Genomic DNA, 16,081 nt, shown 5'->3' with positions numbered 1-16,081 from the left:
CATGAAGACTTATAATAAATTATTTATACTTGCATTGATACTGTTTGCCTTCAATGCATGCGATCAAAACTACATCGATGGAATATCGGCTGTAGATCCGGGAGCAGATGAAACAGCTCCACAGGTTACGATTAACTTTCCGCCCGAAGGTTACGAAATTCAGACCAACGATGCTATTGCTTCGGTAGATATTGATTTTGAAGTGCGGGACGATATTGAAATCGGATCCATTAAGGTAAATATCGACGGTGCTGAAATTGCCAGCTATTCGGAGTTTATGGATTACCGCGTAGCAATGCGAACTTATACATACGATAATGTTACAACAGGCTCGCACGTATTAAGCATAACAGCCACCGACCTGGATGGAAAAACAACAACCGCAACAGTAAACTTTGCCAAGTCGCCACCATACGTACCACAATACGAAGGTGAAATTTTCTACATGCCGTTTAATAACGAATTCCGCGAAATGAACAGCCTTCAACTGGCAACAAAAGTGGGAAATCCTACATTTGCTGACGGTATTCAGAAAGGAACCGCTTATAGCGGCGCTGCTGATTCGTACCTTACATTCCCTACAACAATTCTGCAGGGAGCAACTGAAGTTAGTGCAAGTTTCTGGCTGAAAGTTGATAACAGCATGGACAGAGCAGGAATTCTTGTAGTAGCTCCTCCAGCCGACAACAATAACGACCGTTCAAAAGGATTCCGTTTCTTCCGCGAAGCCAGTAACTCTGGTGCAACTCAACGTTTTAAGCTTAATGCCGGAAACGGAACTGCTGATAGCTGGTTCGATGGTGGTGCAGCTGCCGATGTTGAACCAAATACCGGCGAGTGGACACACTTTGCTTTTAGTATTTCAGAAACGAGCGCAGAAGTTTATATCAATGGAGAATTGGTAAAAGAAGGAGACTTCGGTGGAATTGACTGGACTGATTGCAATGTAATCTCAATTATGTCGGGTGCTCCAAACTGGACAGGCTGGAACCATCTTTCTGATGGAAGTTTAATGGATGAATTACGTATTTTCAATACAGCGCTTACGCAGGAGGAAATCCACACTATAATGCTGAAAGAGCAGGCTTCTTTCTATATGGATTTTAACGGAGATTTTAAAGAAGCCATTAGCAGCGAAGATGCAACTGTTGTTGGTAATCCTTTATTGGATTACGGTGGTGGTGTTGATGGTGATGCCTACCAGGGAGCCACTGATGCTTATCTTACTTTTTCAACTGCCGATGTTGACATCCAGGGAGAAGAATTCAGTGCCAGTTTCTGGATGAATATAAATGCAACTCCTGACCGCGCAGGTATTTTAGTTATGGGACCGGAAGATACCGCTAATCCTGATGCGCAAAATGACAGAACAAGTGGTTTCCGCTTCTTCCGTGAAAATGCCAGTGGCATGCAACGTTTTAAACTAAATGCCGGTAATGGAACTGCCGATTCGTGGTTCGATGGCGGCGCGGCTGCCGATGTTGATCCAACAACAGGCAACTGGGTACACATGGCATTTGCCATTTCGGGTACCGAAGCGCGCGTTTACATTGATGGTGTTGAAGTAAAACAAGGTGCTTTCTCAGGCATCGACTGGACCGGCTGCGACTTGCTTTCTATCATGTCGGGATCGCCACGTTTTAACGGATGGAATCACAAGTCGGACGAAAGTTTAATGGACGAACTGTACTTATTCAAAAAAGCACTTTCTGCTGAAGAAGTTGCTTTAATGATGCAGGACGGTTTATAGAGTAATACAAGGTAGTTTAAGAATTGGCCCACTGTGATATGCAGTGGGTCAATTTAAATTTTTTTTTGAATTTTAACAACACGCTTATCTGCATATATTGATGCGAATTTTCCATAAATTATTATTCCTCTTGTTGCTTACAGTAACGATCGTTTCCTGCAGCAAAGATGATTCTGAAGTAGAAAAACCAGGTGAGGATTTGGCAATATCTTACGCCTACATTGGCGAAACGGCACTTACCGCAAGTGGCGAGAATAAGAATGTGGCCATCGACGAAACGATTGAGATTCGTTTTAACACAGCAGTAAATACAATGTATGCTGAAGCAAGCATTAATTTATTCGTTGCAGCCAACAATCCCCTGGCTTTAACTTTTTCTTACTTCAACAATAATCAGCTGGTAAAAATCGATCATCAGGATCTGGATGAAAATGCAACTTATACCTTAACAATCTCATCCGGATTGAAAGGGGCAAACGAAGAGCCTTTTAAAGGGCAATCGTATACCTTTTCCACACTTACATCATCATTGGTTTTGGAAAGTGTGCAGATCGATGATGTGGCCTACAATCCGCTGTCGCGAATTTTAAACATCAACCGCAAACCTGTCATCCGGCTGCAATTTAATTCAGCCGTTTCGAAAGACGACATTTCCCTTTATTCATCATATTCCAGTAATGGAACGTCGGTAGCATCAACATTTAATCAGGTAGACGAAAAAACAATTTCTGTTGAGATTTCGCAGGAAATGGAAGGTTTTAGTAAAACCGTTTTTGCCATTTCATCCGACATTGAAAATCGTATTGGAAAGCCATTCGAAGGGCTGGAACTGAACTTTTACACACAAGCCGATACCACTCCAAAATTCCCTGTAATTTCTGACGAAGAACTCCTAACGCTGGTACAAAAGCAAACATTTAAATATTTCTGGGATTTCGCGCATCCGGTAAGCGGATTGGCACGCGAACGAAACACTTCGGGAAATACGGTTACCACAGGCGGTTCCGGTTTTGGCGTAATGTCGATACTGGTGGGTATCGAACGCGGATTTATTACCCGCCAGCAAGGAATCGACAGACTGGAAACTATTGTCGACTTTTTAACCAACGCCGATCGTTTTCACGGAGTGTGGGCACACTGGCTTAACGGCGAAACCGGAAAAACCATTCCGTTCAGCACAAACGACGATGGTGGCGACCTGGTTGAAACAGCATTTATGATGCAGGGCTTACTGACCGTGCGTCAATACCTGAATGCCGGTAATTCGCAGGAATCATCTCTGATCGATAAGATCAACACGCTTTGGGAAACCATCGAATGGGATTGGTACACACAAGGCGGACAAGATGTGTTGTACTGGCACTGGTCGGCCAATAACGACTGGATAATGAATATGAAAATAAGAGGATGGAACGAAGCACTTATTATTTATGTTCTGGCTGCTTCGTCGCCAACGCACACCATAAGCAAAGACGTATACACCAAAGGCTGGGCGCGTGATGGCGACATGATGAACACCGGTAACAATTCGTATTACGGTTATACTTTACCATTGCGCGGCGACATGGGTGGACCGTTGTTCTTTTCACACTATTCTTTCCTCGGGCTCGATCCGCGAAATCTTTCCGATCAGTATGCCAACTACTGGGAGCAAAATGTAAGGCACACAAAAATAAATCAGGCTTACTGCGCAGATAATCCGCAAAACTATGTGGCCTATTCCGATGAATGCTGGGGACTTACGGCCAGCGACGGTTATTCGGGCTATTCGGCACACTCGCCAAACAACGACCGGGGCGTTCTTACACCTACCGCAGCGCTGTCGTCGATGCCTTACACACATGAAGAATCGATGGAAGCTTTGCGCTATTTCTACTACACGCTTGGAGATAAATTGTGGGGAGAATATGGATTCTACGACGCTTTTGATTTTACCAACGGCTGGGTGGCCAACTCCTTCCTGGCCATCGATCAGGGGCCGATTGTAGTAATGATTGAAAATTACCGGACCAACCTGCTTTGGGATCTGTTTATGTCATGTCCCGAAGTTAAATCCGGATTGACAAAACTTGATTTTACATACTAACATGAAGAAGATAATATTTCCAATACTATTAATGGCATTGATTTCTACAATTGTTTTTTCGGGGTGCCAAACCGGAAGCAAAAAATCAGTTGAAGAGATACAGGAAGCCAAAAATTCACTTGAAGACTCTTTGCTGAATTTGGTGCAATACCAGACCTTTCAGTATTTCTGGGACGGTGCAGAACCGGTTTCAGGAATGGCACGCGAACGTATCCACATGGATAATGTATATCCGCAAAACGATCAGAATGTGGTAACACTTGGCGGTTCCGGTTTTGGAGTGATGGCCATTTTGGTAGGTATCGAACGCGGATTTATCACACGCGAGCAGGCGCTTGAACGTTTTCAGCGAATTGTGGAGTACCTCGGGAAAGCCGATCGTTTTCACGGTGCGTGGCCACACTGGCTCGACGGACCAACAGGTAAAGTAAAGCCGTTCAGCAAAAAAGATGATGGCGGCGATTTGGTGGAAACAGCTTTTATGATTCAGGGATTATTGGCAGTTGCCGAATATTATAAAGGTGGAAATGAAGCCGAACAGCAGCTGGTTGCCGATATTCAGCAACTGTGGGAAGACGTGGAATGGGACTGGTATACGCAGGGAAAAGATGTGTTGTACTGGCACTGGTCGCCCAATTATGGCTGGGATATGAATTTTCCGGTGGGTGGTTATAACGAGTGCCTGATTATGTATGTTCTGGCGGCTTCGTCGCCAACGCATCCAATTTCGCCGGCCGTTTACGACAAAGGCTGGGCGCTTAAAGGAGACATTGCAAAAGACACCATTTACTACGGACTAAGTACCGTACTTAACTTTTACGAACACAACGACGATCCGATCGGGCCACTGTTTTGGGCACATTATTCATACCTTGGACTGAATCCGAAAGGGCTAAAAGATAAATACGCCGACTACTGGAAACTGAATGTAAATCATGCCACAATTCATTATCGTTATGCATTGGATAATCCGAAAAATTACGAAGGTTATGGCGAAAATCAATGGGGATTTACTTCAAGTTATTCCATGCGCGGTTATGCAGGTCATCGTCCCGGAGATGCCGACCTGGGAGTGATTTCTCCAACCGCAGCACTTTCATCGTTTCCATATACGCCAAAAGAATCAATGCAATTTCTGAAATACCTGTACCTGGATGCCGATTCACTGGTTGGAAAATATGGGCCTTACGATGCATACAGCCAAACAGAAAATTGGTATTTGCCTCGTTATCTGGCCATCGACCAGGGCCCAATTCCGGTGATGATTGAAAATTACCGAAGTGGCCTTTTGTGGGATTTATTTATGAGAAATGAAGATGTGCAGGCAGGGCTAACAAAGTTGGGATTTGAAACACCGTAACAGATAGATTAAGAAGCAATGCAAACCTTAAAAAAACTCATAGGAACAACTTTATTTGCCCTGCTTATAATCAGCGGCGGTCAGGCACAAACTATTGTTCCAAATACCTACTGTAATCCGCTTGATATCGATTACACCTACATGGTTTACAATTCGGCCCGAAATATTTCTTATCGTTCGGGTGCCGATCCGGCAGTAATTGAGTTCCGTGGTGAATACTATATGTTTGTTACCCGCTCCTTTGGTTACTGGCATTCATCCGACCTGGTGCACTGGGATTTTATAAAACCTCAGCAGTGGTTTTTTGAAGGATGCAACGCTCCTACCGCTTTCAATTACAAAGATTCGCTGGTGTATTTTGCAGGCGATCCGGCAGGCTACGGAAGTATTCTTTATACCGACGATCCGAAAAGTGGCAAATGGACACCTACCCCATCCATTTCTAATAATATTCAGGATTCGGAACTTTTTATTGATGACGACGGAAAAACCTATCTGTACTGGGGCTCGTCGAATTTGCATCCGATTCGGGTAAAAGAGTTGAATAAAGATGATCGTTTCCTGGAAACGGGAGTAAAAAAAGACCTGATAAACCTGGTGGAAGAAGAGCACGGCTGGGAACGTTTTGGCGAGAACAACTTTCACCCAACCTTAAAAGAAGGTTATATGGAAGGTGCCTCGATGACCAAACACAACGGAAAATATTACCTGCAATATGCAGCACCCGGTACTCAATTTAATGTTTACGCCGATGGCGTTTACGTTGGCGATTCGCCACTGGGGCCGTTCTCGTATATGAAAAATAACCCGATGAGTTTTAAACCCGGCGGTTTTACCAACGGTGCGGGCCACGGAATTACGGTAAAACAAACCAACGGGCAATACTGGCATTTTGCGACTATGGCCTTGGCTTCTAATGCACAATGGGAACGCCGTCTGTGCATGTTCCCAACTTATTTTGATGACGAAGGACTGATGCACTCTAACACAGCCTATGGCGATTACCCACGTTTTGGCCCCGATCATCCCACAAAAGCCGGCGAGCATTGCGGCTGGATGTTATTGTCGTACAAAGGAAAAGTTACCGTTTCATCGTCGTTGCAACAGATTATGAAATTTACCTCAAATAACGATGAGGTTGAGGTACATGAATTACCCCTCGAAAAAAACGATAAAGGAGAAATTACCGCCAATGTGTTGACCGATGAAAACCCGAAAACATTTTGGGTGGCTGAAGCCAACGACGATAAACAATGGATAAGTATTGATATGTTGAATCCCGGAAATATTTATGCTTTTCAATTGAATTTCCATGATTATGAATCAGGTATTTACACGCGCACCGAAGGGTTGCGGCATCGTTTTATAATCGAAGCTTCAACAGACGGAAGTAACTGGCAAACCGTTGTTGACCGCAGCAACACTTACAAAGATGCACCAAATGCATACATTGTTCTGAATCAGCCGGTGGAAGCAAAATTTGTCCGTTATAAAAACATCGAGGTTCCGGGAAATAACTTCGCCATGAGCGAGATTCGGGTATTTGGTTTGGGGCTCGGTAAGAAACCTGCCGGAGTAAAAGATTTTGAGATAACACGCCAAGATGACCGCCGCGATATTTCTTTCTCGTGGAAACCTGTAAAAGGTGCGCAGGGATACAATATCCGCTGGGGAATTGCTCCCGATAAACTCTACCAGTCGTGGCAGCTTTACGACACTAACGAGCATTTTATGCGCTGTCTCGATCGCGATACGCCCTACTATTTTTCGATTGAAGCATTCAACGAAAATGGAATTTCGGAACAAACGGAACCCGTTAAAATTGATTAGAAACTATAAAATTGGTTAGATATGTCACGCTTTTTATCATTTGTTGCAGTACTATTTTTATTTGCAGGATGTGGAACACCGACGAGCAACTCAGGTGATTCTGAAATGGATGTTTTTGTTTCCGATTTGATGGAAAAAATGACCATCCAGGAAAAAATTGGTCAGCTGAACCTGGTCACGCCGGGTGGTGGAATTCCCACCGGATCGGTGGTTAGTACCGGTGTTGAGGAGAAGATAAAAACCGGAAAAGTCGGCGGTATTTTTGGTGTTTACGGACCTGAAAAAACGCGTCAGGCGCAGCAATTGGCGGTAGAAGAAAGCCGACTTGGCATTCCGATGATCTTTGGGTCGGATGTGATTCATGGTTACAAAACCACCTTCCCGCTACCTTTGGGATTAGCCAGTACCTGGGATATGGAATTAATAGAAAAAACGGCACAGATTGCTGCCAAAGAAGCTACTGCCGACGGTATTTTCTGGAACTTCTCGCCTATGGTTGATGTATCGCGCGATCCCCGTTGGGGACGAATTTCTGAAGGAGCAGGTGAAGATCCGTTTTTGGGTTCTGAAATTGCAAGAGCAATGGTTAATGGCTATCAGCAAAACGACCTGACAGCGACAACAACAATGATGGCAACCGTAAAACATTTTGCTTTATACGGAGCTGCCGAAGCCGGCCGCGATTACAATTCTGTTGATATGAGTCACCTGCGGATGTTCAACGAATATTTCCCTCCTTACAAAGCCGCTATCGATGCCGGAGTTGGTTGTGTAATGTCGTCGTTTAACGATGTTGACGGCGTGCCCGCCAGTGGAAACAGGTGGTTACTGACCACCGTATTGCGTGACATGTGGGGATTTGATGGTTTTGTGGTTTCCGATTATACTTCGGTAAATGAAATGATCGCTCACGGCTTGGGCGATTTGCAGGCGGTTTCGGCCCTCGCATTAAAAGCCGGTTTGGATATGGACATGGTGGGAGAAGGATTTCTCACTACGCTTGAAAAATCGCTGAAAGAAGGAAAGGTTACCGAGGAAGACATTAATACAGCGTGCCGCAGGGTTCTGGAAGCGAAATACAAACTGGGCCTATTTGAAGATCCGTATCGTTACTTCGACAAATCCCGCCCTGAAAACGATATTTTAACCGCAGAACATCGCAAGGTCGCCAGAGAAGCTGCGGCCAGTTCGATGGTACTATTGAAAAACGAAAACCAGTTGCTGCCACTAAAAAAATCAGGAACTGTGGCTTTGGTCGGCCCGCTGGTTGACAGCCGCAGCAACATGCTCGGAACATGGGCGCCAACAGGAGACTTTAATCTGGCGGTTACCGTTTTGGAAGGCTTTCAGAATGTGGTTGGTGACAACGTGAATATTCTTCATGCAAAAGGTGCTAATATTTGCAACGATCCTGAGTTTGCAAAAAAAATAAATGTGTTTGGCCCCAAAATTTTTATCGACGAACGTTCGCCTGAAACCATGTTGCGCGAAGCTGTTGCAGTGTCGCAAAAGGCTGATGTAATTGTTGCTGTTGTTGGAGAGGCCACAGAAATGACAGGAGAATCTTCAAGCCGCACGGATATTACCATGCCGCCAAGTCAAAAGAAATTGTTGCAGGAACTGGCAAAAACAGGCAAACCGCTGGTTGTTGTAAATATGAGTGGCCGTCCGATGGAGATTGCTGAAGAAGTGGAACTGGCTGATGCTTTCCTCCAAATGTGGCATGCCGGTGTTGAAGGCGGGAATGCGCTGCCCGACGTTCTGTTTGGCGATTACAATCCTTCGGGAAAATTAACGGCGACTTTCCCTGTAAATGTTGGCCAGGTGCCAATTTATTACAGCATAAAAAATACAGGTCGCCCGCAGGATGGCGATACTTTTCAGAAATTTAAATCGAACTATCTGGATGCGCCCAACTCTCCTCTTTTCCCATTTGGCTATGGCTTGAGTTATACCAACTTCGAATACAAAAATTTAGTGCTGGACAAATCCACATTAAGCAATGTTGATGATATAAAGATTTCCGTTTCGGTTACAAATACCGGCGATTATGATGGAGAAGAAGTGGTGCAACTGTATGTACGAGATGTGGTTGCTTCGATAACTCCACCTTTACGACTGCTCAAAGGTTTCAAAAAAGTATTTATTCCAAAAGGAGACACAAAAGAAGTTGTATTTACACTTCGTGCTGCTGATCTGGCATTTTATCATTCCGACCTTTCGTTTTATGCCGAACCCGGTGAATTTGAAATTTATGTTGGAGGTGATTCAAACGCCTCGCTGGCAACAAAATTTACATTGCAATAAAAACCTAAACCAACTAAAATGAGAAGTTTTTATGTCATAGTTCTTTTTGCATTTGTTCTCCTGTTAGGAGCCTGCTCGCAAAAAGAAAGTACACCGCAGCGTCCGAATATTATTTTTATCATGAGCGACGATCATGCGTACCAGGCCATTAGTGCCTACGACGACAAATTGATACAAACGCCAAATATCGACCGGATTGCCGACGAAGGAATGCTGTTTACCAATGCCTGTGTTTCCAACTCGATTTGTGCTCCGTCGCGGGCAACCATTCTTACCGGAAAACACACGCACATTCACGGAAAGATCGATAATAACTTTCCATTCGACACAACCAATGTAACTTTCCCGCAACTATTGCAGAATGCCGGCTATCAAACCGCTATGTTTGGCAAGCTGCATTTCGGAAACAATCCAAAAGGTTTTGATGAGTTTAAAATCCTTCCTGACCAGGGCGATTATTACAATCCCGATTTTATTACCAACACCGGCGATACGACGATTCAGGGTTATGTAACCGACGTAATCACCGATCTAACAATCGACTGGATGGATAACCGCCGGCAAGACGATAAGCCCTTTTTGCTGATGTATTTGCACAAGGCACCTCATCGCGAGTGGTTCCCGGCCGAACGTCATTATAAAGAGTTTACCCAAAAAACTTTCCCCGAACCGGAAACCTTATTCGATGATTATAAAGGAAGAGGATCGGCAGCCAAAGAAGCTGAAATGAATCTGCTAAAACACATGACGGTTTCGGCCGATAATAAAATTTACCCGGAGTTGGCCAAAGAACTTGGCGTTACGGAAATGTCAGAATGGGGATTTAATGTATTCAAAAGCAAATATGCCCGTTTTACCGAGGAACAAAAAGCCAGTTGGAATGCTGTTTATGGCCCGATAAACGAGGAGTTTGCAAAACTATACCCAACGATGAACGACTCGGCTTTCATGCGTTGGAAATACCAGCGTTACATGCAGGATTACCTGGGCTGTATTGCATCGGTTGACGAGAATGTTGGTCGGTTGCTCGATCATCTGAAAGAGCAAGGTCTGGATGAAAACACCATTGTTGTTTATACTTCCGACCAGGGATTTTATCTGGGAGAACACGGCTGGTTCGATAAACGTTTTATTTACAACGAATCGTTTAAAACACCGCTTTTGGTAAAGTGGCCGGGAAAAATTGCTCCGGGATCGGTATCGGATGAAATGGTGCAGAACCTCGATTTTGCACAAACTTTTCTGGAGGCTGCCGGCATTGAAGCACCGTCGGATATGCAGGGCGAAAGCCTGATGCCGCTGCTGGCTGGCGACACTGCTGCCTGGACCCGCGACGCGGTTTATTACCATTATTACGAATATCCGGGTTTCCATATGGTGAAACGCCACTACGGAATTGTAACCACCGAATTTAAGCTGGCGCACTTTTACTACGATGTTGACGAGTGGGAATTATACGACCGCAAAAATGATCCGCTGGAATTGAATAATGTATACGATGATCCGGAGTATGCGGATGTAGTTACAGCTTTGACGAAAAAGTTACAGGATTTGCGTGTGCAATACAAAGATTCGGAGGAACTGGATCAGGCTTTTATTCAAAAGTACAAAGACCGGGGATTGATAAAATAATCCTTACTATCACCTTTTTCTATAAAAAATATCGGTAAGTTGCTATTCATTCAGCTTGCCGATATTTTTTATTCCCATTAAGAAAGGATAAGGTTTTATTGGACCTGAGCGGTAGAAGGATCTTCTACCAGGATAACGTCTCCCTCTTCAACGCCTGAAATAATTTCGCAGTAATCCTTACCAATGGTTCCCAAAACAATTTCGGTGCGTATAACCTCATCTTGTTTTTGAAGCAAAACATCGAAATGTTGCGATAAGGTCATTCCCGGCAATTTTCGAATTCGAAGTACATTTTCTTTGTCGTTGGCTTTTACCAGTAGTTCAACATTTTCAGCTCCTTTAAGTTTTTGCTGATCATTTTCGGCAACAAAAACATCAAACGATACCGACTCCGAATTTTCATCGTCGTAAACCTGGCCGATAGTTCCCATAAACTTCTCATTGTTTACGGTCACTTCTACCTCTCCCCCGGACTGAATTAAACTGAGTTTATTTTTGCCGGCAGTTCCAACAATTTTCGAGGCACTTTCATCAGCAATTTTTAACAGCGCCTGATCGAGTGCAACATAATCGCCCACGTTTCCGGCAATTTCCAATAGAATGCCCGAAACCGGTGCTTTTACATCCGTTTTTTGCAAAATAGCGCGTTGTGTTGCCAGGTTCTTTTTATACCCTTGTATTTGCAAGGCCAGGTTGCGCTCATCCATTTCCAGTTGTTGCAATCGTATCAAATTCTTTTCTGCCTGGTTATTTAAATCCTGCTCGGCCAGCAACAGGTTTTGCTTTATTTGATCGACTCTTGCCTGCGATGTTCCGCCGGCTTCCAACAGTTTTTCCTGCTGCTCAAGCGAATGTTGCATATTCAGAACACGTGCCTTTTTTGCCTCTTCGCCCTGGTTAAGATCAAGCTGAACGCTTTTTACATTTAGGCGGTTTTTCTCAAGGGCATTTTCTTTTTGTTGTATCTGGTTATTCAGATCGGCAATTTCGTCCTGTATCTGTGTTTTGTTGAGCTGCATAATAAGCTCCCCTTTTTCAACCCGCTCGCCGGGCATTTTATGTACGGCAACCACCGAGTTTCGCAAAAGATTTAGCACCGACACAACATTGGCAGCACGCACACTTCCCTGGCATTTAAACGAAGCCACCACCGGGCCACGATTAACAACTTCAGTTTTAATTTCTGATTTGTCTGAATTTCCTTTACAGGCAAACAGTGCGCTCGCCAGAATTGCCAGAAGGCTAAAAACAAATAATCGGGATCTGTTATCCATAATGGTTCCAGTTTTATACAAAGTTAACCAAATGTACAAAAATGCAGACACAAAAAAAGGCAGCACAAATTCTGCTGCCTTCTATTATTTTAAATTAAGTTACTAATCGATCTTTTCTGCATATAATTTTTTGATAGCACTTAAATATTCTACATCCATTTTATCAGAGAAAATACGGACAGCTTCAAAAAGCACGCCACCAAGATAAAACGACGCGCTGGCGGCATCAAATTCGTGTCCCTGCCAGTTATATTTTACGTCCATCGACACTTTTGTAAATTCCTCAGAACTTAAATATTTAGGCACTTCAATATAAGCAAAAGTAGGATCCTGAGTATTCAGAAATATACCGTCGGCTAGTTTTTCCAGTTCAAGAAATTTAACGATCTTAACATTGGCTTCCAGCTTACCTTTTAATTTCTTTTTCATCAGGAAAGTAATTCCCTGATCCACATAAGCTTCCTGAATTTTCACCAACAAATCAAGCGATGGTAAATGTTTAATACGAATTGCATCGAGCAAAGTTGATCCGATTGATAAGTATGCCTTTCCAGCATCAAAATTCCAGTCGTATTTTTTTTCAATGGTTTGCGTTGCCCTTAAAATCACCTCCAACGGATGGTTCTTATCCATTACCAGGTAAATGTACATCGACCCCGGATCGGTTGGCAGATTATGGTAATACCCGGGAAACGGATTTAACGATTCGAACACCAGGCTTTCAGGAAGAATTTTTTCTTCAACCGAAACAACCATATCTTTTTTTGTGAGGTTTACGAATACCTCCATCTTTTTATTTCCCATGATTGATATCTTTGATTTTTTATTTTTAACAATAACATATGGCAAGCCAAGTAGTTCAATTGAAACATATAGGCAAGGTAACATTTTCTCAAAACCTGCGATCTAAAAATATTAAACTTAGCGTAAAACCCGACAAATCGGTGCTGGTTTCTTTTCCTTTTTTTATCAAACCTAAGGAAGCAATGGCTTTTGTGGTGAAAAACGAAAAGTGGGTCTTAAAACAGCAGGAAAAGATGAAAGCCCGCTCAACCGCAATAACTCCGGGCACCGAGATTGAAACAAAGCTGCATAAAATTCGCATCGTTCAGGGCGAAAAAAACGATGCCAAACGAAAAGGTGATGTTATAACTATTTCGGTTTCTGATTTTGAAAATGAAGATTCCATCGCCTTTATCGATGAGATTGTAACCGCTATTTACCGCCACGAAGCCAAACGTTTGCTTCCGGCACGAATTTCTGATCTGGCAAAAAAATACGGCTTTAAGTACTACAAAGTTACCATACGCGATAACCGGCGTAACTGGGGAAGTTGCTCATCAAAAAACAACATCAGCCTGAATTTGCAAATGATGAAACTGCCCGTTAAACTGATCGACTATATTTTGCTGCACGAGTTGGTGCATACCGAAGTTAAAAATCACGGCCCGAAATTTTGGGAACGACTAAACCAGATTACCGATGGCAAAGCACGTGAATTGGCGCGCGAAGTAAAAAAATACTCCACTTACACACTGTAAACAATGCAACGTTATCAAAGCGGAGTTAAATAAACCTCAATTTTCAGCACTATTACAACGGTAGGATAGCACAACTGGAAAAGAGAATCTAAATTTGCCGTATAATTTTAAAAGCGAAGTTTTGAGAGCATTATTCATACTGCTTTTAATTTATTTTCTGACAGGGATATTACAGATAACGGGAGACAATACTTTTGTAAAAAAAGACATTGCTTTTTCCGCAGAAGCTGACACAACAGAAATTGAATGTATTGTGTCATCAGATTTTGATTTGTGCGAATCCTTACTCGAAAATCAGGAAGATAACGACCACAAAACACTTGCATTTTCAGTAAAAAACACAACATCCGGAACCTTCCCGAAAAGTTTGAACAGTTTAGGCAAAAGAGCAATAACTGCAGTTTTTAAGAATATTCTTATTCTTCATACCAATCTCCCTCCACCCGCTTGTATCTCATAAAATTTCGGGTTGCTGCAATATCCCGAAGATGATCCAAAGATTTCGATTGGCTTATCACTATTTCATTTTGTAAATTTATACAGCTATCGCAACACATTTAATTCGAATGTAACTCGCATTTTAAGAATGAAACTTAATAATGTAAAGCAGCAACTTTACAATTCATTGCCACTATTAAATACCATTTTGGAATAAATGAAGCACCTGAAAATAAATATCGCTTTAATTTTACACATCATTTCGATCGTAATTACGTTCGAAAGTCTTTTTATGCTTTTTGCGCTTATTGTCTCATTTATTTACAAAGAGAGCGTTTTTACCGACCTGTCGCACACTTTTCTAATCACATTGATTTTAGGGGTTGTTTTAAACCTGCTTACAAAAAAACAACGGCAGGTAGAACCTTCTTTGCGCGAGAGTTTTATTATTGTTACGCTTGCCTGGGTGGTAATGGCCTTGGTGGGTACACTCCCCTATTTGCTAACCGGCAGTATCCCGAATTTTACCAACGCTTTTTTCGAGTCGATTTCAGGATTTACAACAACCGGGTCGTCGATTTTGGCCGACATTGAAGCCCTGCCCAAAAGTGTTTTATTTTGGCGAGCCGAAACGCACTGGATCGGTGGAATGGGTATTATTGTTTTAGTGGTGGCTATTATGCCATTTCTGAAGATTAACGGGATTTACCTGTTTTACTCCGAAGTGTCGAGTGTGGCTACCGAAAAAGTATCGACACGAATACGCAAAGTGGCACGCCGGTTATGGCTGATTTACATGGGGCTAACCTTTGCCGAAACCATTATTTTATGGATGGGCGGAATGACACTTTTCGATGCGATTTGCCATTCGTTTGCAACCATTGCCACCGGCGGTTTCTCCACCAAAAACGACAGTCTGGCCAGCTTCTCGCCATTTATCCAATACACAGTCACCATTTTTATGCTGCTTTCGGGAATCAACTTTGTAGTTCACGTTTTTTGGTTGCGCGGCGATTTTAAAACCGCTTTTAAAAATGAAGAACTGCGATTGTATTTAAAAATTATATTGGTTGCCGGAACAATCATTACCCTGTCACTTTTCTTCCATCACCAGGATATGGGATTTGAGCCGGCTTTCCGTCATGCCTTTTTCCAGGTGATTTCCATTATAACAGCAACAGGTTTTGCCACAGCCGATTATTTGCAATGGCCATTACAATCCATTGGCATAATTGCCATTCTGATGTTGATCGGGGCATCGTCGGGATCAACCGGTGGAGGCGTAAAAGTTATTCGTCACCTGGTTGTTTTTAGGCATATACGTACCCTGTATAAAGAATATTTTGCGTCAAACACCGTAGTGCGTGTGGTGCATTACAACAAAAATGTGGTACGCCCCGAGCTTATAAATCGGGTATTCACTTTTGTTCTTTTTTACTACCTCATCCTGATAATTGGCACCATGATTATGATGTTGTGGACCAACGACCTGAAAACCTCGTTTGGTGCCGTAGCAACCAGTATGGCTGGCATAGGTCCGGGATTTGGCACCGTTGGCCCGGTAAGCAACTTCCTGCATTTACCTGCCGGAGCCAAATATTTCTTAACCGCGCTAATGGTAATTGGCCGTTTGGAAATTTATTCGGTACTGGTACTTTTCACCCCGTCGTTCTGGTTGGACTAAGGAGAGTTCACGAATTTTACCCCCATAGGAAAATCAGGTGGATTATAATTTTGAAACGCCTCCAAATCGATTGAACTTTCTGCCTGCCGAATTCTAAGATAAAAACAACAGAATTATAAAAAATTACAGATGTTGGTGTAAAGGGACAAATGGAGTCTTTCTTTTAACAACTGCAAAAA

Annotated in this window: 11 protein-coding genes; 9 read left to right on the top strand and 2 right to left on the bottom strand. The window is 43.0% G+C overall.

The window, feature by feature from the left end; all coding sequences use genetic code 11:
* Window position 1 precedes the first annotated feature (1 nt).
* The 6 genes from G4420_RS22005 (at window position 2) to G4420_RS21980 (ending at window position 10,965) form a co-directional block, all read left to right on the top strand.
* A complete protein-coding gene (locus G4420_RS22005) occupies window positions 2-1,750 on the top strand; it encodes a LamG domain-containing protein (protein ID WP_163326107.1) in 1,749 nt (582 codons plus the stop codon).
* 130 nt (window positions 1,751-1,880) lie between these two features.
* The gene (locus G4420_RS22000) at window positions 1,881-3,836 is read left to right on the top strand and encodes a glucoamylase family protein (RefSeq protein WP_246241726.1); all 1,956 of its coding nucleotides are present in this window, start codon (window positions 1,881-1,883) and stop codon (window positions 3,834-3,836) included.
* Window position 3,837: 1 nt separating this feature from the next.
* On the top strand, window positions 3,838-5,196 hold the full coding sequence (locus G4420_RS21995; protein ID WP_163326106.1) for a glucoamylase family protein: 1,359 nt from the start codon (window positions 3,838-3,840) through the stop codon (window positions 5,194-5,196).
* 18 nt (window positions 5,197-5,214) lie between these two features.
* On the top strand, window positions 5,215-7,026 hold the full coding sequence (locus G4420_RS21990) for a family 43 glycosylhydrolase (RefSeq protein ID WP_163326105.1): 1,812 nt from the start codon (window positions 5,215-5,217) through the stop codon (window positions 7,024-7,026).
* A 21-nt stretch (window positions 7,027-7,047) separates the two neighbouring features.
* Window positions 7,048-9,333 (top strand): beta-glucosidase BglX, encoded by a 2,286-nt coding sequence (gene bglX / locus G4420_RS21985; protein ID WP_163326104.1) that lies wholly within the window; start codon window positions 7,048-7,050, stop codon window positions 9,331-9,333.
* A gap of 18 nt (window positions 9,334-9,351) precedes the next feature.
* Window positions 9,352-10,965: a sulfatase family protein gene (locus tag G4420_RS21980; protein WP_163326103.1), complete on the top strand. Its 1,614-nt coding sequence runs from the start codon at window positions 9,352-9,354 to the stop codon at window positions 10,963-10,965.
* A gap of 95 nt (window positions 10,966-11,060) precedes the next feature.
* Here G4420_RS21980 and G4420_RS21975 read toward each other — a convergent pair whose 3' ends face one another.
* Window positions 11,061-12,239 (bottom strand): efflux RND transporter periplasmic adaptor subunit, encoded by a 1,179-nt coding sequence (locus G4420_RS21975; protein WP_163326102.1) that lies wholly within the window; start codon window positions 12,237-12,239, stop codon window positions 11,061-11,063.
* Window positions 12,240-12,341: 102 nt separating this feature from the next.
* Window positions 12,342-13,043 (bottom strand): hypothetical protein, encoded by a 702-nt coding sequence (locus tag G4420_RS21970; RefSeq protein ID WP_163326101.1) that lies wholly within the window; start codon window positions 13,041-13,043, stop codon window positions 12,342-12,344.
* A 38-nt stretch (window positions 13,044-13,081) separates the two neighbouring features.
* On the opposite strand from G4420_RS21970, the gene G4420_RS21965 reads away from it, so the two are divergent.
* From G4420_RS21965 to G4420_RS21955, 3 genes are all read left to right on the top strand, one after another.
* On the top strand, window positions 13,082-13,780 hold the full coding sequence (locus G4420_RS21965) for a M48 family metallopeptidase (protein WP_163326100.1): 699 nt from the start codon (window positions 13,082-13,084) through the stop codon (window positions 13,778-13,780).
* A 121-nt stretch (window positions 13,781-13,901) separates the two neighbouring features.
* Window positions 13,902-14,240 carry a hypothetical protein gene (locus G4420_RS21960; protein ID WP_163326099.1) on the top strand — a complete coding sequence of 113 codons (339 nt, stop codon included), beginning with the start codon at window positions 13,902-13,904 and terminating at the stop codon, window positions 14,238-14,240.
* Window positions 14,241-14,435: 195 nt separating this feature from the next.
* Window positions 14,436-15,902, top strand: a complete 1,467-nt coding sequence (locus G4420_RS21955; RefSeq protein ID WP_246241725.1) for a TrkH family potassium uptake protein — start codon at window positions 14,436-14,438, stop codon at window positions 15,900-15,902.
* The last annotated feature ends 179 nt before the right edge of the window (window positions 15,903-16,081 follow it).

This window comes from Draconibacterium mangrovi, assembly GCF_010586825.1.
GTDB lineage: Bacteria > Bacteroidota > Bacteroidia > Bacteroidales > Prolixibacteraceae > Draconibacterium > Draconibacterium mangrovi.
This window is presented reverse-complemented; position numbering and strand designations above follow the sequence as displayed.